The sequence below is a fragment of the Bifidobacterium sp. genome (assembly GCF_051876855.1).
In the GTDB taxonomy this organism is placed as follows: domain Bacteria; phylum Actinomycetota; class Actinomycetes; order Actinomycetales; family Bifidobacteriaceae; genus Bifidobacterium.
On record NZ_JBJEIH010000121.1, the window covers coordinates 1 to 20267 of the forward strand.

At 63.0% G+C, this 20267-nt stretch carries 15 protein-coding genes and 1 pseudogene; 8 read left to right on the plus strand and 8 right to left on the minus strand.

Annotation, left to right across the window (positions count from 1 at the left end; translation table 11 throughout):
• The first annotated feature begins 266 nt into the window (after positions 1–266).
• Positions 267–1031, plus strand: a complete 765-nt coding sequence (locus tag ACI38B_RS07860) for a response regulator (protein ID WP_439730253.1) — start codon at positions 267–269, stop codon at positions 1029–1031.
• A 140-nt stretch (positions 1032–1171) separates the two neighbouring features.
• On the opposite strand, the gene ACI38B_RS07865 is transcribed toward ACI38B_RS07860, so the two are convergent.
• The 7 genes from ACI38B_RS07865 to ACI38B_RS07895 all read right to left on the minus strand — a co-directional run bounded on the left by ACI38B_RS07865 (position 1172) and on the right by ACI38B_RS07895 (position 11451).
• On the minus strand, positions 1172–3793 hold the full coding sequence (locus ACI38B_RS07865; protein WP_439730254.1) for an ABC transporter permease: 2622 nt from the start codon (positions 3791–3793) through the stop codon (positions 1172–1174).
• Positions 3794–3823: 30 nt separating this feature from the next.
• On the minus strand, positions 3824–4636 hold the full coding sequence (locus ACI38B_RS07870; protein ID WP_439730255.1) for an ABC transporter ATP-binding protein: 813 nt from the start codon (positions 4634–4636) through the stop codon (positions 3824–3826).
• Positions 4637–4888: 252 nt separating this feature from the next.
• Complete coding sequence (locus tag ACI38B_RS07875) at positions 4889–5698, minus strand: energy-coupling factor transporter transmembrane component T family protein (RefSeq protein ID WP_439730256.1); 810 nt, start codon at positions 5696–5698, stop codon at positions 4889–4891.
• The gene (locus ACI38B_RS07880) at positions 5698–7275 is read right to left on the minus strand and encodes an ABC transporter ATP-binding protein (protein ID WP_439730257.1); all 1578 of its coding nucleotides are present in this window, start codon (positions 7273–7275) and stop codon (positions 5698–5700) included. The genes ACI38B_RS07875 and ACI38B_RS07880 overlap by 1 nt, the downstream gene beginning before the upstream one ends.
• Before the next feature lie 45 nt (positions 7276–7320).
• Positions 7321–7992, minus strand: a complete 672-nt coding sequence (locus tag ACI38B_RS07885; RefSeq protein WP_439730258.1) for an ECF transporter S component — start codon at positions 7990–7992, stop codon at positions 7321–7323.
• Positions 7993–8113: 121 nt separating this feature from the next.
• Positions 8114–9769 carry a peptide ABC transporter substrate-binding protein gene (locus ACI38B_RS07890; protein WP_439730259.1) on the minus strand — a complete coding sequence of 552 codons (1656 nt, stop codon included), beginning with the start codon at positions 9767–9769 and terminating at the stop codon, positions 8114–8116.
• Positions 9770–10134: 365 nt separating this feature from the next.
• Positions 10135–11451, minus strand: coding sequence for an O-acetylhomoserine aminocarboxypropyltransferase/cysteine synthase family protein (locus ACI38B_RS07895; protein ID WP_439730260.1), 1317 nt, complete (start codon positions 11449–11451; stop codon positions 10135–10137).
• Positions 11452–11796: 345 nt separating this feature from the next.
• Here ACI38B_RS07895 and ACI38B_RS07900 point away from each other — a divergent pair, with 345 nt between their 5' ends.
• The 4 genes from ACI38B_RS07900 (at position 11797) to ACI38B_RS07915 (ending at position 16530) form a co-directional block, all read left to right on the plus strand.
• Complete coding sequence (locus ACI38B_RS07900) at positions 11797–12702, plus strand: bifunctional hydroxymethylpyrimidine kinase/phosphomethylpyrimidine kinase (protein WP_439730261.1); 906 nt, start codon at positions 11797–11799, stop codon at positions 12700–12702.
• A gap of 108 nt (positions 12703–12810) precedes the next feature.
• Positions 12811–13275: a YraN family protein gene (locus ACI38B_RS07905; RefSeq protein WP_439730262.1), complete on the plus strand. Its 465-nt coding sequence runs from the start codon at positions 12811–12813 to the stop codon at positions 13273–13275.
• Positions 13275–14807, plus strand: coding sequence for a YifB family Mg chelatase-like AAA ATPase (locus ACI38B_RS07910; RefSeq protein ID WP_439730263.1), 1533 nt, complete (start codon positions 13275–13277; stop codon positions 14805–14807). Before ACI38B_RS07905 ends, ACI38B_RS07910 begins: the two co-directional genes overlap by 1 nt.
• 121 nt (positions 14808–14928) lie before the next feature.
• Positions 14929–16530 (plus strand): DNA-processing protein DprA, encoded by a 1602-nt coding sequence (locus ACI38B_RS07915; protein WP_439730264.1) that lies wholly within the window; start codon positions 14929–14931, stop codon positions 16528–16530.
• On the opposite strand, the gene ACI38B_RS07920 is transcribed toward ACI38B_RS07915, so the two are convergent.
• Positions 16505–16846 carry an MGMT family protein gene (locus tag ACI38B_RS07920; protein WP_439730265.1) on the minus strand — a complete coding sequence of 114 codons (342 nt, stop codon included), beginning with the start codon at positions 16844–16846 and terminating at the stop codon, positions 16505–16507. The two genes, ACI38B_RS07915 and ACI38B_RS07920, sit on opposite strands and share 26 nt — an antisense overlap.
• Before the next feature lie 88 nt (positions 16847–16934).
• Between ACI38B_RS07920 and ACI38B_RS07925 the strand changes: the two genes are divergently transcribed.
• From ACI38B_RS07925 to ACI38B_RS07935, 3 genes and pseudogenes are all read left to right on the plus strand, one after another.
• Positions 16935–18830 (plus strand): FAD-binding protein, encoded by a 1896-nt coding sequence (locus tag ACI38B_RS07925; RefSeq protein ID WP_439730266.1) that lies wholly within the window; start codon positions 16935–16937, stop codon positions 18828–18830.
• Between the two features lie 53 nt (positions 18831–18883).
• On the plus strand, positions 18884–19840 hold the full coding sequence (locus ACI38B_RS07930) for a succinate dehydrogenase/fumarate reductase iron-sulfur subunit (protein ID WP_439730267.1): 957 nt from the start codon (positions 18884–18886) through the stop codon (positions 19838–19840).
• A 102-nt stretch (positions 19841–19942) separates the two neighbouring features.
• Positions 19943–20267 (plus strand): annotated as a pseudogene (locus tag ACI38B_RS07935) (O-methyltransferase); the annotation flags it as partial.

Genomic DNA, 20267 nt, shown 5'->3' on the forward strand with positions numbered 1-20267 from the left:
GGCAACTCCTTGTGCTCCATGCCGCAACGGAATCGCCGCCGTGGCTTGTTCCAGACGCCTTGTCCGGTATCAGCCCGCACGTCCGCCATGATCGTTCCCGAGCATGATACGTCGTCCAGTATCTCAGGAGTGCAGTACATCACCGCGCCAACCACGCATCCGCCCCTCCTTGCCATTGCCTCCCCAGCCTCGTACGCCGCATGGGATTGCGCGCGAACCGTGCCGCATCCTGGCGCACGCCCCCACCTGCGGATACAGTGGAGACTATGAATCAACAGCAGCACATCCGTGTGGTCATCGCCGATGACCAGGAACTCGTCCGTGCCGGATTCGCCATGGTCATCGGATCCCAGACGGATATGGAGGTCGTCGGACAAGCCGGCGACGGCGATCAGGCGGTCACGCTCGCACAAGAGTTGCATCCTGACGTCGTACTCATGGACGTGCGTATGCCCGGCATGGACGGGATCGAGGCGACGTGCCGCATCACCGCAATGGAATCCGTGGCCTCTCACCCCAGCGACACACCCGGCGGCGACGCCGAGAATGCCGACGACACCGGACGAGTCACCCGCGTCATCATCCTGACCACGTTCGATTTGGACGAATATGTGATGTCCGCCATCAATGCGGGCGCGTCGGGCTTCCTGCTCAAGGACACCGAGCCGGAGACCCTGCTCGCCTCCATCCGTACCGTGTACCAGGGCAACGCGATCATCGCCCCGTCCGCGACCAAGCGGCTGATCGAAAACATGGTCGAAGGTAAGCTCGCCCCCACCATGCAATCGGGGGCGTCCAGCGGCAATGAAGCGCAGTACACAGATCCTGAGCTGAACGAACTGACCGAACGCGAGCGCGAGGTGCTCATTGAAATCGCGCACGGGCTGAGCAATCAGGAAATCGCCGACAAACTGTTCATCAGCCTGCCGACCGTGAAAACGCATGTGGCGCATATCCTCGCGAAAATCAACGCGCGCGACCGGGTGCAAGCTGTTGTCTTCGCCTACGAAAACGGGCTGGTCCGCCCGTAGACGCGACGCGCCAAACTGCACGCCGGTATGCAGATACGCTGTGGCCCGCCACTGCTCAAGGCAATGACGGGCCACAACGTGTCTGTCGAGTTATCTGCAATCCGCATCCCCGGTCGCTCCCGGCCGGCGGGACGCCTGAATCAGGCTTCGGCGAGCGCCTCGACCGGCGGCGTCTTGACTGCGCGCCGTGCGGGGAAGACGCTGGCGAGCAGAGCGGCCACCGCGGCGACCACAAGCACGATCAGGTTGAGTTTCCAATCGCTGATGAACACGGTGTCGCTGTACAGGCTGAACACCATGTAGGAGCCGACCCAGCCGAAGGCGATACCGAGGATTTCGCCCGCAATACCGGCGACCAGCGAGATAACCAGCGATTCGACCGCCAGCGACCAGCGCAACTGGCCGCGGGTCATGCCGATGGCGCGCAAGGTTGCGGATTCGCGGGTGCGTTCGATGACCGACAGGCTGAGCGTATTGGCTACGCCGATCAGGGCGATGAGCACGGCGACCGCGAGCAGAGCGACCAGCAGCGCGAGCATCGTATCGACGATCTGGTTCCATTGGACGCGTTCCGCGATCGGACCGGACAGAGAGGCCCCAGCGCTTTCGCCGATCGCCGTCTGCGCTTTGGTAATGATGTCCACAGCCGAAGCCTTGGACGTATCGACCGCGGCGAGCAGCATGTGCCCGTCTGCCTGTACCTGCTTGCTCTGGAAGTAGGACTCGTTGACGAACAGGGTGACGCTCACATCCGTATCGACATTGCGGTAATCCCGCTGGGTGACGGAGAAGGTCAGCGTGTTGGCGCTGGACACTTCGCCGCTGCCACTATCGTCTGAAGCGGTGAAGCTCACCTGCCCGTTCTTGAACGACAGAACCTTGCCGGTGAACGCAGAATACGTTGGTACCAAGGCCTTGCCTTCACCGAGGATGACCCCGCCCAAGTCCGCGCGCAGCACCTTGGACAGCGTCGCCGTATCGGGAACGCCGACCAGGGTGGCGCTGCGTTCCTCGCCGCCGACAGTGACGGAACCGCGGGCGATCGGCGCGTACAGTGTCGTCTTCACGCCGTCAATCTTGGCGATTTTGTTGGCGGTGGACTGGCTCAGCTTGCTACCTTTGGCGACCATATCCACGCTGTAATGCGTGTCGAGGGTGTTGTTCATCGTCTGCTTGGCGCAGGCGGCACCGGTTCCGATGCACGAGACGAGCGTCACGCCGATGAGCAATGCGACGCCGGTGGAGGCGACACGCCTCGGGTTCTTCTGGATATTGGCGTGCGCAATTTTCGCCGCCGGCCCGAACAGCGCGGCGAGGGCCCCGCCGAGGCGCATGAGCAGCGGCATCCAGAAGGCCGCGGTGACCACCAGGCCGATGAAAATCAGGGCGCATCCGGCGATAGCGCCCAACAGCATCGTCGAATACCCGTTGCTCAAATCTGAGGAGGATGCCAGCGCCGAACGAAGCATCATCACCGCGCCGACAGTCAGCACCAGACCGAGGGCGATGAGCAGGATGCCGATGATACCCCGAACAATGCCGGCCCGCTTATTGTCGCTGACTTCGACAGGCCGCAGCGCTTCCAGCGGGGTGACTCGCGTGGCCGAACGCGCCGACCCGATCGAGGCGAGCATGGTCATGACGACGCCGAAGACGAGCGGAATCACGAAGACCTGCCAGGTGAATACCAATCCGCCGGTCATGCCGAGGCTCGCGAGCGCGTGGCTGTGCACCACGATTGCCATGATTGCGGAGCCGAATGCGATACCCAACGCCGAAGCAATCAAGCCGAGGATGGCCGCCTCGCCGATGACGGACCGGTACAGCTGGCCTTTCTGTGCGCCGATGGTGCGCAGCAGCGCCAAGGTGCGGCGACGTTGGGCGACCAGCACCTGGAAGGTGTTGGCGATGACGAGCGCGGCGACGAACATCGCGAGGATGCCGAAGCACATGAGGAACACGGTGACAGCGTTGGTGCCGGACTGGCTGAGCGACTTGAGTGCCTCATCCCCCGCCTTCTGCCGGGTTTCGATGCTGTAACCTTCCGGAAGCAGCTTCCTGATCGCGGGGACTGCGGCATCGACCTTCGATTCGTCGATGTCCAAGGTCATGCCCGTGAACATCAGATCGGATTCGCTGTCTGCGCCTTGGAGTTTCGCCATGGTATTGTCGCCGATCACCGCGGCGCCGCCATAGGAGCCGTACGCGCCGTTCGTGTCCTCGGTGAAACCGCAGACCATCAGTTCGACGCTGTCGCTGCCGCTGATGCCGGAACCGTAGTTCGCGGCAAGCGTCACCTTGTCGCCGATGTTCACCGACAGCTGGTCGGCGAGCTTAGACGGAAGCGCAATCTGCCCGTCTCCCGTCGGCTGGTGGCCTTTGACCATCTTGACCGGCAGCAAGCGGTCGTCGCTGGACGCGTTGATGGCGAGCAGCGTGGCGCTCTTGTCCCCCGTCGACGCGGTGACCGGAAGATTCTGCTGGATGTACGTGGATTCCACGCCGTCAGTGGCGTTGATCTGCTTGGTTTTCACGTCCCCCACGGTGGGCATCGTATCCGAGCCGCTCATCGCAGACGTGTTTTGGACGATGTAGTTTGCCTGCGCATACTGGGCGGTCAGCTGGGTGCGCAGGGTGTCGTTAAGCGTATTGCCGAACAGGAAGGTGCAGGCTATGAACGCCGTGCCGATCATGATGGCGATTCCCGCAGGAATCAGCATCTTCATGTTCTTTTTCATCATTTTGATCGTTATCGACCACATGGGAATGTCCTTGCTTGTCTCGTGTCTGATTCAGCGGTTGAGGCCGGCATCCGGCATGGCGGCGACAGGCGGCTGCGGCACGCCTTCGGACAGGTTGAGGGTAGCGCGGCGTCGTTCCTGCATGAGCAGTTCGCTCATCTGGTCGGCACTCGGGTGCTCGACATCCGCGACGATCTGGCCGTCCGCGAACACGATGGCGCGGTCCGCATAGGAGGCGGCGACCGCATCATGCGTGACCATGATGATGGTCTGCCCCAATTCCTTGACCGAACGCTTCAAGAAGCTCAGCACTTCGGCGCTGGAGACGGAATCGAGATTACCGGTCGGCTCGTCGGCGAAAACGACGGACGGCTTGCCGATGAGCGCACGTGCGATGGCGACGCGCTGCTGCTGGCCGCCAGACAGCTCGTTCGGGCGGTGGCCGAGCCGCTCGCGAAGGCCCAGCGTGTCCACCAGCATGTCGAACCACTTACGATCGGGCTTCTGGCCGGCCAAGGTCAGCGGCATCAGGATGTTCTGTTCGGCGGTGAACATCGGTAGCAGGTTGAAGCTTTGGAAGATGAATCCGATCTTGTGCCGGCGCAACAGGGTCAGCTGCTTGTCGTTCATCGTCGTGATATCGGCGCCGTCAAGCAGGATATGGCCGCTGGTGGCGGAATCGAGGCCGGCAAGGGTGTGCATGAGCGTGGACTTTCCGGAACCGGACGGGCCCATGATCGCGGTGAACTTCCCTCGTTCGAATGCGACGTTGACGTGGCGCAGCGCGTGGACCGCGTTCTCGCCGGTACCGTAGATCTTCACCAAGTCGACAGCTTCGACGGCTATGGGATTCGGGGTTGTCATGGATCTTCCCTCCACTCGTTCGTCCGGAACCTTTCCTGGACGTATATGCTCAATCTATCGGAATGCGGGCGGAAAACCCATCATGCGCGAGACGGAAAACGAGATGGATGCGGAATCATCCCCAAGGATGACGACATGGGTGGAATCCCCGAATGCGCGCACGGCACACTCGGGGGCGGGAAGAACGCGATTCCAGGGAAACTGTAATACACGCGCGGATCGGCCTGATTCCACAGGCTCGGGGCGCACAGCTCACATAACGACCGACGTGGTAATCGCAAGGGCGGTGCAGGCGACCGTCACCGCGAGAATCGCCCAATCGGCAGGACGCATAGCCAGACGCACCCGGTAGGAGCGTTTGACACCGGGCAGTCCCAATCCGCGCGATTCCATAGCCCAGCCGACGCTGCGGCTCATCCGGTAGGCGCGGATCAGCACGGCGACGATGACCGGAACCCATGCGCGCGCCCGTGCCAGCATCAGCGCGAACGGGTTACGGATGCCTCGCATCCGTGCGCCTTCGCCGGACAAATCAAGGCCTCGCGCACGTTGGGCGTCACGCACCTGGGTGACAATCCGCGCGAAAACCGGGATGTACCGCAACGCGGTCGCCAGTGTCAGACCGGCGCTGTACGGCATGCCCAAAGCGACCGCCCCACGGATGAGTTTCGCCTGGCTGGTGGTGAACAGGGTGAGGAAACAGGCGAAACCGAGCGCCGGAATGCGCAGCCCCATCACCGCGGCCATGAGCAGGTTCTCTTGTGTCAGCCGCAGCCACCCCCAGTCGACGAGCGCATGCGTGCCGGAACGGTCGAATATCGGCCACAACACTACAATCAGCGCGATGATGACGGCGAGAATGCGCCACACCCATGCGATGTTCTTCCACGGAATATGGTCAGTAAGAAGCATGAGATGTTCAAGAATCAACGCTGCGAGTATGAGCGGCCAGCTGCGCCATACGAGGCACAGGACAAGCAGGACGAGCGAGATGAGGAATTTGACGCGCGGGTCGACGCGGTGCAGCCAGCCGTCGCCGGGAACATACAGGTCGGCGTCCATCAGCGGTCCTCCCCGTGTTCGCAGGGTTCCGGCAGCCCGTGTTCCAGCTGTCCGTGTTCCTGCTGCTTGTGTTCCTGCGGCTCAATCGGCCCGGCGGCACGCACGTGTCCGTCCTCGAGTTCGATGAGATAGGTGCAGCGTTCGCGCACTGTACGCATATCGTGGCTGATCATCACCATGGTGACGCCTTGCCGGTTGCGTTCCGACGCGGCATCGAGCATCATGCCTGACAGGCGGCGATCAAGCCCGGCGGTCGGCTCGTCCAGCACGAGAATCGGCGTGTCCATGGCCAGGACGGACGCGAAGGCGACCAGACGGCGTTGGCCGTAGCCCAAGGTCGCCGGAGATTGTCCCGCGACGTCCTCGAGACCGAAGCGGCTGAGCAACTGGTCGACGCGACGGCTGATTTCCTCGCGCGGCACACCGAGACACAACGGCCCGAAGGCGATTTCCTCGCGCGTGGTGGAGCAGAAAATCTGATGGTCGGGGTTTTGGAACGCGTACCCGACATGGGAGGCCATCTCGCCGACGCGGCGGCCACCCACATGCAGCCCGTCAACGATGACAGTGCCAGCACTGGGTTGCAACATGCCGTTGAGATGACGGGCGAGGGTGGTTTTGCCTGAACCGTTGCGTCCAATCAAACCGACGAACGCACCGCGGTCGATGGCAAGATTCACGTCGTCGAGGGCGGCGGAACCGTTGCCTCCTTCGGGATACCGGTAGGTGACGTGCTCGAAGCTGATCGCGGGCTGCCCCTGCCCTGTCCGCACGGCAGCATCCGTGACAATCGCCGGTGGGCCGGGTTCGCGCCCCGGCAGGGCGACTCCCAGCTCGACCAGCTTGTCCCGATGTGTTGCGAACAGCGTGGTATCGCCCAGAGCCGCGATACTGCCCGAATCCAACAGCATGATGTGGTCAGCGTATCGGGCCAGCCCGTCCGTATCCTGCTGGGCCATGACAATCGTCAACCCGCGGGTTGCGCGAATCGTGTCAAGCGCGCGGAACACCTCCCTGGTGCCTTCCGGATCGAGCGCCGCCGTCGGCTCGTCAAGCACGAGAATGCGCGGATGACAGGCCAAAGCCGCGGCGATCGCCACCCGCTGCATCTGCCCTCCTGACAGACTTGTCGGCACACGCCGGCGATACCCGTCCATGCCGACCAGGTGCAGCAACCCGTCGATGCGTTCGTCCATACGGCCGGGATCGACACCGCGGCTTTCCATCGGGAAGGCGAGTTCGTCTTCCACACTGGCACAAAACAGCTGGGATTCCGGGTCCTGTTGGACGTATCCGACATCGCTTGACAGTTCGGCGATGCTGCATTCGGCGGTGTTGCGCCCGGCGACGGTCATCGTGCCGCGCATGGTGCCGTCGTCCGGATTCGGGATGATGCCGGCAAGCGCCATGCACAGCGTGGATTTGCCTGCCCCGGTCGGGCCGATGATACCGGTGAATGATCCGGACGGGACTGAGAAATCCAGCTCGTTCAATGCCTTGACCGGTTCACCGTCGTCGGTTTGCGGGGTATACCACCAGCTGAGGTGGTTCGCCGTGATAATCGGGGCGTCGCTCATATCAGGTCGTTCGATTGCCTATGCCGCTGTCGCCGTCAGCGTGCTTCAGTTGACGCTGCCCGTCGGATGGCTGGAACCCGACGTTTCGGTCCGCTCTGCGGCATCGCTACTTGTGTTGGCACCGGTGGTTGCGCCGTTGCCGTTGTCAGCGGATGTCTCTGCCTTGTCCTCAGGAATCGCAACGGCGGGCTTAACACCCAGATTGCCCATGCGCACCAGCGGCGGATAGGCCTTGCGGACCGCGGCGAACAGGGCGTAGGCGATGACCAGACCGACAACCATCTGGCCGGTGTTGCCCAGAACCTCGCCCAAGGCCGGCCCCCAGCCGGACAGGATGCCTCCGGCGATGAGGTAGCCGAACACTTTCCACACGCCGGCGATGACTGAGCCGACAATCATATTGGCCGGACGGAACTTACGCACAATCAGCCCGACGAGCACGGCTTGCAGCCCGTCGATGACGAAGGTGAACGCCGCCCACTGCGGATAACCGGACAGCAGGTCCGACAGCGCCGGCCCCAGTCCGCCAATCACGCCGCCGACCCACGGGCCGAACGCGTAGGCGGAGAAGAAGATCATCGCATCGGACAGGTTGAGATACCCGCGTGTCGGCGTCGGCAGCTTCACCAGCATGGTCAGCACCGTGGTCAGTGCGGTCATGATGGCGATCAGCGGAATCATACTTGCTTGGAATTTCGCTTTGGCTTGTGCGGCCATATTCCCTCTCTTCCTGAACAATCGATCCTGACGCACCCGAATGCGGGTGCATCAGGCCGATATCTTACGTATACCGGGCCCGCGATCGACTCCCCCGTCCATATCGCGTGAACCCCGCGGCTCAGCCTTTGACCGTCAGCTTGTAATAGTCCGGCAGTCCCATGTAGTTGAAGGACAGCGAACCGACTTGCTTGCCGGCGCCTGCCGTCACATTCGTATACCACAGCGGAATCACGGGAAGGTCCTCGAACAGCAGTTCCTCGGCCTTGTGATAGTAACCGATCGCCCCGTCGAGCGTGGTCTGGCGCGCAGCCTGGTCGATCAGCGCGTCGAATGCGGCGCTCTTGTAGTCGCCGTTGTTCAGGCCCTTGCCGTCCGCAGACGCGGAGTCATACGCCTGTACCAGGTACCCTTCGGGGTGCGGATAATCAGATTGCAGGCCTTGGATGAACGCGGCGCCGACCGTTCGGTTGTGGATCGCGGTGCTCAGCTCCTTGGATGTCGAGAAAATCAGCGGTTGCGCGTCGATACCGAGCGCGTTCGTGATGGAATTGCAAATCGCATCGATCCACGGCTTGTTGCCGCTGTCCGTGCTGTAGGCGAGTCGGAAAGTCCCTTCCCACGGGTTGATGTCATCCGCCTGTTTCCAAAGTTTCTTGGCTTGTGCCGCATCGTAATCGAGTACGGAGGCGCCGGAGAGAATCTTGCTGTATCCGGCGATGGTCGGCGCAGTGAAGTCGGTAGCCTTGGTGGCAGTGCCGTACAGGACTTTCTTGATAATCGTCTCACGGTCGACGGCATGGGCGATCGCGGCGCGGCGCAGCTTGCCTTCCTTGCCGGAGAAGTGCGCCATATTCTGCGGTATCGTGAAGGATTTGAAGCCGGGGCCGGGCTTGCTCACGGTTTGCAACTGTTCTTTGCTGTAAGTTTTCAGCGCGCTTGACGGAATGGAATCCAACACGTCGAGGTTGCCTGCCAGCAGGTCGGAGTATGCGGCGTCGAGGCTGGTGTACAGTTCGTATGCCACTCCCTTGTTCTTCGCCTTGCGCGGCCCGGTGTACTTGGGGTTGGGCACGAGTTTGATTTCCTTGTCATGCGACCATGAGGCGAGCTTGTACGGGCCGTTGCCAACCGGGTGTTCGCCAAATGCGTCGATGTCCTTGTACGCGCTGGCAGGCAATGGCAGGAACGCTACATCGCCGACCTTGTACGGGAATGAGGAGTCGGGTGCGGCGAGCGTGACGTCGAGCGTGGTGTCGTTGACGACCTTCAGACCTGACAGCTGGGCGTTCTTGTCGCCGTTTTCGTCTTGCAGCGCGTCGTACCCCTTGATGGTGGAGAATATCGCGGCGCCGAGCTGCCCGTTGGCAGCGTTGGCGGCGAAGGACCATGATTTCGCGTAGGTGGAGGCGGTGATCTTCTCGCCGTCGGAGAAGACGAGTCCCGAACGCAGTTTGATGGTGTACTTCGAGGCGTCGGCGTTCGGGGTGATGGACGTGGCGTCCGCATACACCAGTTTGCCTGCGGCGTCAAAGGTGACCAGACCTTCGTACAGCTGTGTGGCCACCTTCCATCCGGCAAGGTCGTCGGTATTGCTCGGAATCAGCCCTGCGGCGGGCTCCACATTATTTACGGTGACGATGTTCCCGGCACTCGATGACGCTGAAGCGGACGCGCCCGCGGACGGCCCCGATGAGCACCCCGACAGCATCATCGCGGATGCGGCGAGGACCGCGATTGCGGCCCGGTGCAGGAAGGTACGACTGCTGTTCTTCATGGTCGGCTCTTTCTCTCATTCGATGGGGTCATGCTGTGCGGTTGTCACGCGAACCGGCCACGCGGGCGCAGTTGCGGACGTGTATGGCGCACGTGTACGGCATGCGAAGTCCACTATCAACATTCCATAGTGTCGAGGACATTGTGCTCAGAACGCAATCCACGGATGCCCCGCCAATCGCAAGTTCACGTGCAACGTCATGAAAACCCGGCTGCCAAGCCGCGCCAATCATGGCTTGACGGCCAAGCCGCGATGACGACATCACGACTACAACATCACAAAAACGCGGGCGCGACGATCGCTCGCCGCGCCCGCGCAACCAATCGCACAAGGCTATGCTCGCACCTGCGTGTACTTACTTGGCGTCACTTGGCCAGACCGGACTCACGCAGCGCCTTGAAGCCGCCCTCGAGGTCCTCGATAATGTCATCGATGTTCTCGAGGCCAATGGACAGGCGGATCGTGCCCTGGTGGATGCCCTGGTCCTCAAGCTCCTCCGGGGATTCCTGGGAGTGCGTGGTGGAAGCCGGGTGCACGACGAGGGACTTGGCGTCACCGACGTTCGCGAGCAGCGAGAACAGGTGCAGGTTGTTGATGAACACGCGTGCCGCGTCCTTGCCGCCCTTGATGTCGAAGGTGAAGATGGAGCCGCCGCCGTTCGGGAAGTACTTCGCGTACAGATCGTGGTCGGCGCGTCCCGGGACCGCCGGATGGCTCACGGACTCGACTTCCGGCACGGTCTGCAGGTATTCGACGACCTTCAGGGCGTTCTGTACGTGGCGCTCGACGCGCAGGGACAGCGTCTCGGTGCCCTGCAGGAGCAGGAACGCGGCGAACGGGGAGAGCGTGGCGCCGGTGTCGCGCAGCAGGATGGCGCGGGCGCGGGTCACGAAGGCCACGGGGCCGAGGGCCTCATAGAAGTTGAGGTTGTGGTAGGAGGGATCCGGCTCGGTCAGGGTCGGGAACTTGCCCGGGACTGCGGCCCAGTCGAACTTGCCGCCTTCGACGATCACACCGCCCAGGGTGGTGCCGTGGCCGCCGATGAACTTCGTGGCGGATTCCACGACGATGTCGGCGCCGTGCTCCAGCGGACGGAACAGGTACGGGGTGGCGAAGGTGTTGTCGACGACGAGCGGCAGGTTGTGCTTGTGCGCGATGTCGGCGATGGCCTCGATGTCGGCGAGGTCGGCGTTCGGGTTGCCGAAGGTCTCGATGTAGACGAGCTTCGTGTTGTCCTGGATGGCGTCCTCGAAGTTCTTCGGGTCGCTCGGCTCGACGAAGGTGGTGTTCACGCCGTCACGCGGAAGCGTGTGGCGCAGCAGGTTGAAGGTGCCGCCGTAGATGTGCTTGGAAGCCACGATATGGTCGCCGGTCTGCGTGATGTTGCGCACCGCGTATTCGACGGCGGCTGCACCGGATGCGACGGCGAGGCCGGCGGTGCCGCCTTCGAGCGCGGCGATGCGGTCCTCGAACACACCCTCGGTGGTGTTGGTCAGGCGGCCGTAGATGTTGCCCGGATCCTGGAGACCGAAGCGTGCCTCAGCGTGATCGAAGTCATGGAAGACATAGCTCGTGGTAGCGTAGATCGGGACCGCGCGGGAATCGGTGGCGGGATCGGCCTGCTCCTGGCCGACGTGCAGCTGGAGGGTCTCGAAGCGGTAGTGGTTGTTCTTTTCGGCCATGATGTTGCTCCTTGGTTTGGTGGTGGTGTCCGTCTTGTCCTCGATGCCCGGTCTTGCAACCGGTTGGTGAGGTGTTGATTGAGACATTAGGTCAGCCGCGCAAGCCCTGCAACCCCGCCGTTATCGCACTTGGCTATAACCGCTTAACATCCCTTGCAATGCATGGGATTGCCGACATCGGGAAACACGAAAAAACTTGCCCGGAAGCACGCGACACGCCGGACACGCGACATGCGCGCGACGCCGATGGGCGGCCCCGCCGCAGCTCGAATGCCGACAGGACAAGGCCGCAGACTACAGTCGTTGGCGACGCCGCCGCAAAGCCGGCGAGAAGAAAGGCTTCCCATGACCCAAGACGTAAATCAAGATGCAACAGCACAGGACGTGACGCTCTACCAGCGAGATCCGAAGTATATTCCTCGCGTGGCCGCAGTACATGACATGTGCGGATATGGCAAATGCTCGTTGACGGCGGCGATCCCGATTCTTTCGGCCGCCGGGTGCGATGTGTGCCCGGTGCCGACCGCCCTGTTCTCAGCGCACACCAGATACCGTGTGTTCACCATGCACGACACGACCGATATCCTGAACGGCTACTTGGACGCGTGGCGGCAGGAGAACGTCGATCTCGACGGAGTGTACAGCGGTTTTCTGGGTTCGGCAGATCAGGTCGCGATTATCAAGCGGCTGTATCGGGAATACCCGCATGCGCTGCGTCTGGTGGACCCGGTGATGGGTGACGGCGGCGAGATGTATCCGACGTACACGGACCAGCTGTGCCAGGCCATGGGCGATCTGGTCGATGGCGCTGACGTGCTCATGCCGAATCTGACCGAGGCGAGCATCCTGACCGGCCGGGACTATCCGGGGCAGAATCTCGACGACCGGCAGGTTGACGATATGCTGGAGGCCCTGCTCGCCTTGGGCGCCAGGAACATCGTGCTCAAGGGCATCGATCGCGAGGACGGCACGCTGCGCAACTATGTGGTGAGCGCCTCCACCGGTATCGCGGGCAAGCGTGAGCTGATCCACGACAAGCTGCCGTATATGACGCATGGCACCGGGGACGCTTACGCCTCCGCCATGTGCGGGGCGATTATGGCGGGGCGCGGTCTGGCGCAATCCGCGAAGATCGCCGGCGAATTCGTCCGCCATGCAATGATCCATACGGCCGATCAGCCGCATCATGAGGAACGCGGCGTGAGTTTCGAACTTGATTTGGGCGATTTGACCGGACTGGTCCGTCACTGACAGGTGATCTATAGCTGATTACAGGGGCTTAACCGCTTCCGTTCAACTTTTGACCACATTGTCCCGTCACGCTGGCGCCGGACGGTCACGGCATGGTGCAATAAGCCCATGAATGACTATCAAACACCACAGCCATGTAGTTTTCCGCACGCCCACGAGCAGGCTTCGAGCATGCTCACCCACTGTAGGGCGGTCATGCTCGACCCCTGCACTTCAGCGAAAACGCTGGGTGCCACCGGAGAACAGTACGCCGCCTATTCGCTGATTGGACGCGATTGGCATCTGATCGCCTCCAACTGGCGGACCCGCTATGGGGAAATCGACCTAATCATGCTGGCCGACGACCTCACCCTGGTGTTCGTCGAGGTCAAAACCCGGCGTACGACCCGGTTCGGCGCCCCTGAGGAAGCCGTGCACGCAGCCAAACAGGCGGCGCTGCGCAAGGCGGGACGGTTGTGGCTTTCCCAACGGCGGGAGAACACGCCGTATTACCGAGGCATTCGGTTCGACGTGGTCAGCATCCAGGTGCGCGGCTCGGATGTGGACCTGCGGCATATCCCGGGGGCGTTCTGATGGCGAGGATTGGCAGCGCTTCCTCCATCGGGTTCCTCGGCTTGCGAGCGTTCACCGTGCATATGCAGGCATTCGTATCGCAAGGATTGCCGTATTTCTCAATCATCGGGCTTCCCGACACCTCCTTGAGCGAGGCGCGGGAGCGGGTTCGATCGGCATGCCAGGCTGCAGGATTCTCATGGCCACAGACCCGGGTGACGGTGAACCTCTCCCCCGCTTCAATGCCCAAACGCGGTTCCGCACACGATCTGGCGATTGCTGCGAGCGTACTCGGCGCGGCCGGGAAAATCAGCGGTGAGGCGCTGGAACGGACCGTAGTGCTCGGCGAACTCAATCTCGACGGCAGCGTGCTGCCGGTTCCGGGGGTGCTTCCAGCCGTTGTGCACGCGAAATCACAGGGCATGTCGCGTGTCATCGTACCGGCGGCGAATATCGAGGAGGCCGAGCTCGTCCCCGACATCGCCGTGACCGGCGTGCGGCATGTCGGAGAGCTCATCGAGCTGCTAGGCGGCCATGCGAAGTACACGCTGTCGCCGTCGCATGGTGACGATCTGCCCGATGGCGAACGCATGGACGCTCCCGCTATCGGCGATATGAGCGAAGTCATCGGGCAGGATCACACGAAATGGGCATTGCAGGTCGCCGCGGCAGGCGGCCATCACGCGCTGCTGGTCGGTCCTCCCGGAGCGGGCAAGACAATGCTCGCTTCACGATTGCCCGGCATCATGCGTCCACTCGGCGAGGATGAGCAGCTTGAAGTCGCTTCGGTGCGTTCGCTGTGCGGGACGCTTCCACGATTCGGCATCACCGATGTCCCACCGTATGAGGCACCGCACCATACCGCATCCTCGGCCGCATTGGTCGGCGGCGGATCAGGCGTCGCCGTCCCCGGGGCGATCACCCGCGCGCATCGCGGCATCCTGTTCATGGACGAAGCCCCGGAATTCTCCACACGAGCGTTGCAGACGCTTCGTGAACCATTGGAATCCGGGTGTATCGCCTTGTCCCGGGCCAAAGGCACCGCCTGGTATCCTGCCCGGTTCCAGTTGGTCATGGCCGCAAATCCTTGCCCGTGCGGGTACGCCTATGGCGACGGCGAGCGCTGCACGTGCAGGGAACGCGACCGAATCCGCTATTTTTCAAGGCTGTCCGGTCCGATTCTCGATCGCATCGACATCCAGGTGGAAGTCCCGCCCATCAATGAGATCACAATCGGCGATCAGGGCGCGAACGGCAAGGACAGTGCGACCATGCGCGCTGAGGTCAGCGAAGCTCGCGATTGCGCGGCGGAACGGTTCCGGGGGTACGGCTGGACGTGCAATGCGCAGGCGGACGGCGTGTGGCTGCGCGAGCATACGTCACGGCAAGCCATCGAACTGGTCAACCGCGCCTTGGATTCCGGGCGGTTGAGCCTTCGCGGTGCCGACCGGGCGATGCGTCTGGCGTGGACGCTTGCGGATATGCGCGGCGGGACGTCGCCAGACAGGCAGGATATGGCGCAAGGCATCGCGCTCAGGACCCGTATGCGGTGACGGTTTTCCGGCGGCGCAGCCCGTCCGATACCGTCCATTCAGCACATTCGACAGCATCCGTTCATCCCGACACTCCGCATTCCAAGCGGATTCCACCGATTGCTCTGAAAGAGAGGCCTCCATGTCATCAGTACACCCCTCCTCCACCACGCCGGCCGCATCGACCGCGCCGGCCGCATCGACCGCGCCGGCCGCGCCGACGACCGCGCCGACGACCGCGCCGCCATCATCCCCGACCGGGGAACACGGCCATGGTTTTGCCCGTCCGAGCGACGACACACTTGCGCGAGCGGCTCTCACCTATTGCACCGACAGCGCGGACGCCTTGATGTTCGCGACACTCAAAGGCGCTCCCGACGCGTGGAATGTGCTGTCGGCGATGCATTCGAGCGCCTCGTGGGCGCCGGAACGCATGCAGTGGCTGCGACCGATGGCAGCCAGCAGATTGGAAGAATGGTTCGTCACCGGTGCAGCGCGGTGGGGGCTGCGGGCGGATTCCCGCGCGTTAGCCACCTTCCGCAAGTCCTTGGAAGGGTGGCAGACCCGTCTGCACGACCTGTTCACCAGTTTGGGGCTCATACACCACGATTTCGGGTTCGAAGAGGCGCCTTGGTATGACCGGCACGATGACAGGCAAGATGACTGTTGCCCGATGCCTCAAGCACTGGCCGAAGCAATCTGGTCGCATGCGACGGCGGATGGGAGGTACTGGCTGATCGGCCCGGACAGTGCTCTGTGGCCTGAGCACGTCGACGATTTGTCCGTCCGCAAGGATTGGGCGGCGCCGCTGTGCCTGTGGGGCCTGGGATATGCTCCTGCGCTCAAGGCCTGTGACAGACCGCTGGCAATCGTCGGTTCACGCGGTGTCAACGAATACGGGCGTACCGTCGCGTACAGCCTCGGACGTCATGCCGCCGGCGACGGGCACACCGTGGTCTCCGGCGGGGCGATGGGCGCCGACGCAGCCGCCCATTGGGGAGCGATCCGGGCAAGGGAGCAGTACGGGGATTCAGCCGGGCCGACCATCGCTGTATTCGCCGGCGGACTGACCCATATCGGCCCGCGCAGCAACCAGCTGCTGTTCGACGCAATCATAGCGAATAAGGGTGCGCTCATCAGCGAATCATTCCCCGGCACCGTGCCGCAGCCCCACCGGTTTCTGCTGCGCAACCGCATCATCGCCGCGCTTGCGTCCACCGTGGTCGTGGCGCAAGCCCGCCGGCGATCAGGCGCGCTCAACACCGCCACATGGGCGACGGAACTGAACCGTGACATCTACGCCGCCCCCGGGGATATCACCACGCCAAGCAACGGCGGATGCAACCGGCTGATCGCGGACGGCAAAGCGATGCTGCTGTGCAGCTGCGAGACGGTTGCCGACATCTGTCATGCCGCCCACCGGCCTGCCACAAGCGGTGTCGCAGACCTCGCAGGCACCGCGCAGGCACCGAAATCCACAGAAGCACACCTCGCCGAACTGCCAGATGTCGAGGCTGCTGGTGCGCCGTCACCCGAGGGCCTGCGTGAGCGTCTGATCACCATCATGCGCGCACGGCGTCGCCCGATGCCGCCAGAACGCCTCGTTGCAGCGATAACCCAAGATGATTCGTCGGCGAGACCGACTCAATCCCGGGATGTCCTCGCCGAACTGGGACTGATGGAGCTGGACGGCGTCGTCACCTGCGGACCAGAGGGATTCAAGCTTGCCACTGGCAGCGGCTGAGATCGACCCGCGGGCCGTCCGCGCCGGCATTGCCTTGTTGACGGGCCTCGGTGAACATCACGCCTTCGCTTTCAAGGAGCGCGCGCTGCCGGTCCGGTCCGCCGAATGCGAATCCGGGAGCGAGCGAGCCGTCCCTGAATACGACCCGATGGCAGGGAATCACTCCGGGCTCGGGATTGGAGTGCAACGCATAGCCGACCATGCGCGCATTGCGTGGTCTACCGGCGAGCGCGGCGACCTGACCGTACGTGGCGACACAACCCGCGGGAATCCGTCTGACGATGTCGTACACCTGAGTATTGAACGATTGGCCCATACCACCATTATCCCGCCGACGCCCGCCGACTCGCCCCGTTGCGCCGACGGCTGGGCGCTTCGTCCTGCCTTGTGCGAGAATCGAAGGTATGAGTCCGAAACATGTGGAACAGATGTACGATGCCCTGATTGTTGGAGCGGGTGCCGCCGGATTGTCCGCGGCGCTCGGATTGCTGCGTTCGGAACGCATCGCGCAGATGACGCAGGAGGGGCGCGCACCGAAGATCCTGGTGGTCTCCAAGCTCCAGCCCTTACGTTCGCACACCGGTTCCGCTGAAGGCGGCATTGCGGCGAGCCTCGGCAACGTTTCCGAGGATGATTGGCATTGGCATTATTACGATACGGTCAAAGGCGGCGATTGGCTGGTCGACCAGGATGCGGCGAAGCTGCTCGCACAAGAGGCGCCCGCCACCGTCATCAATCTCGAACGTTCAGGGGTCGCGTTCTCGCGCACCGCCGACGGCCATATCGCACAACGCAAGTTCGGTGGCCATACCGCCCGTTTTGGCCAGCAACCAGTGCCGCGCGCAGCCTATGCGGCGGATCGTATCGGCCATCAGATTCTGCATACCCTGTGGCAGCAGTGCGTGGCCCAGGGCGTCGAATTCGCCGAAGAATGGTATGTCACCGACCTGGTGCTCGACGACCGCCACGAGCGCGCGGAGGGCGTCGTCGCCTACGACACGCACACCGGCAAGGTGCACGCACTGCATGCACGCAACGTGCTGCTCGCCACAGGCGGCGCCGGGCGTCTGTTCCATACCACGTCGAACTCGTGGGATCTGACCGGAGACGGCATGGCACTCACCCTTGAAGCCGGTCTGCAGCTTGAAGACAGCGAATTCGTGCAGTTCCATCCCACGGGGCTCGCCCATACCGGCATCCTTATCTCCGAAGCGGCGCGCGCGGAAGGCGGCGTGCTGCGCAACAGCGACGGCGAAGCGTTCATGCAGCGGTATGCGCCTGGACACGCCGACCTCGCGGCGCGTGACGTGGTGAGTCGCTCCATCATGGCGGAAATCGACGCCGGTCGCGGCGTCGCCGATCCGAAGGACCCGCAAGGCCCGCGCGATTGCGTCTGGCTTGATATGACCGGCATCGACCCGGAGCATATGCACGCAGTGCTCCCCCAAGTCGTTGAAACCATTGAGGATTATGCGGGTATCAATCCGACCAAGGACTATGTGCCGGTCAAACCGACAGCCCACTACACGATGGGCGGTATCCCCATCACCACTGACGGCGAAGTCTACACTTGGGCGGACGGCGCTCGGCACAAGGTCGCAGGCCTGTATGCCGCGGGTGAATGCTCCTGCGTAAGCGTCCACGGCGCGAACCGTCTCGGCGGCAACTCCCTGCTGGACGCCTGCCTGTTCGGACAGCGCGCAGGTGCCGCCGTGGCAACACGTATCGCCGATTCTCATGCCGTTGCGAATCCGGATGATGCCGCGGCTGAAGATTCGTCGCAAGACGCTGTCGAAACCACCGCGCAAACGCGCCGAACGGAGCTCGCCGGTCTGCTCGAACCGACCGGGCAAGCCGGTGAAAGCACCGGCAGCGGGGCGTCACCGCAGCCGCAAACCCTGCAAGACGACAACGCCTACCAGCTGCTGGCAGACCTCGGTTCCGCGATGGAACGCGCGCTTGCAGTCCGTTGCGATCATGACAGCATCGCCGAGGCTTTGCAACTGGTGGACGGGGATTTCGCCGAGCGGGCGCGCGCACTGCATGCGCACAGCGACTCACCGGCGTTCAATCAGGAGGTCACCGCCATCTGGGAAGTCCGCCATCTGCTGGAACTCGCCAAGGCGATGCTGCGTGCCACGGACGCGCGGCATGAATCCCGCGGATCGCTCAAACGCACCGACTACCCGGACCGCGATGACAAGCAGTATCTCGCCCACTCCATGGTCGCCGGCACAGGTACGGTCGCCTGGCAGCCCGTGCATATTCTCGACATGCCTCCGCAGGCACGCGAATACTAATCGGGCACCGCTCGTGGCACACTATATTCGGTTTTGACAACAGGAGGCTGGCAATGAATGGCAATGACGGGACCCGTGTCCAGGTGACGCTGCGGGTGCATCGGTTCACCCCGCGCCCCGAACGCGACCGCGCCCGCTCCGGCAGCCCGTTCGCGAAACAGGGATCTCCCTTCGGCTCGGGAACCGCCCGCAGACGCCCTCGCGGCAAACAGTGGACCCAAGATTATCTGCTCTCGGTACTGCCGGACACCACAATCCTGGATTGTCTGCTTGATATCAAACGCACACAGGATCCAAGCCTCGCGTTCCGTTATTCCTGCGGACACGGCATGTGCGGTTCGGACGCCGTCGCCATCAACGGCACCCCGACGCTACTGTGCACGGCGAAAGTCAAGGACTGGGCGGTTGCCCAAACCGCGCAGAACACCGCTGACGCCGAGGGTTTCCGCAAAACAGCGGGAGCGGATGCCGCCTCCAGCGACAACGCTGCGGATGTCTCAGATACTTCAGACGCCTCGGGCGCCCCTGACGGCTCTCCTCTCATCGTTGAATTGTCGGCGGTGCCGGGATTCCCTGTACAGCGTGACCTGATTGCCGACATCGACCCGATGCTCGAGCAAATCAAGCGCCTGAAACCGTATCTGCAGGCGGACGGCAAGCTCGCCACCACGAGGGACGGCAAGATTGACGTGTTCGAATACCTGCAACGGCCGGAACAACTCGCCGCGTATGAAACGCTGAGCAACTGCATCGCGTGCGGCGTATGCGAGGGCAGCTGCCCGGTGTTCGCCGGCGGCGAAGCGTTTATCGGACCAGCCGCGCTGATCACGGCTTCACGGTTCATCAACGATTCGCGCGATACCGCAGCCGACGCGCGTATGGACGCAATCGACACCGCGGACGGCATCGCAGCATGTCAGTCGGTTCGAGCCTGCTCGCGTCACTGCCCGCGCGGTATTGATGTCGGCGAGGAAATCTGGCAGCTCATCGCCAAAGTCAAGGAACGCTGAGCGTCCGGAAACGCCGGGACACGGCGCATTCCGCAATCCGCATCCGGCGGCGGCACACCCCATGCAGTCGCCGGCACCATCCATCTCATGGGGACGAATGTCATGGAACACACACCACAGTCACCACTTACCGCCATCTGGACCAATGTCGAAGAGCACGCCCTTGGCCGTCAATCCCCCGATCTTGCAAGGGCGAGGGCAAGTGCCACCGAAGCCGGCATTCCCCAAGGGTCGGCGGCGCAAGCGGAGCTGCTGCGGGCGCTCGAGCATATGGTGGGCGCGACATCCGTGATTGTGGTCGGCACCGGCTCGGTGGTGGAAACCTACCAGCTGCTTGACGGATTGGACGGACATGGTCAGTTGACTGCTGTCGACTCGTCGGCGCAGGGCATCGCCATGATTCGCAGCCTGCTGCGCGAACTGGCTG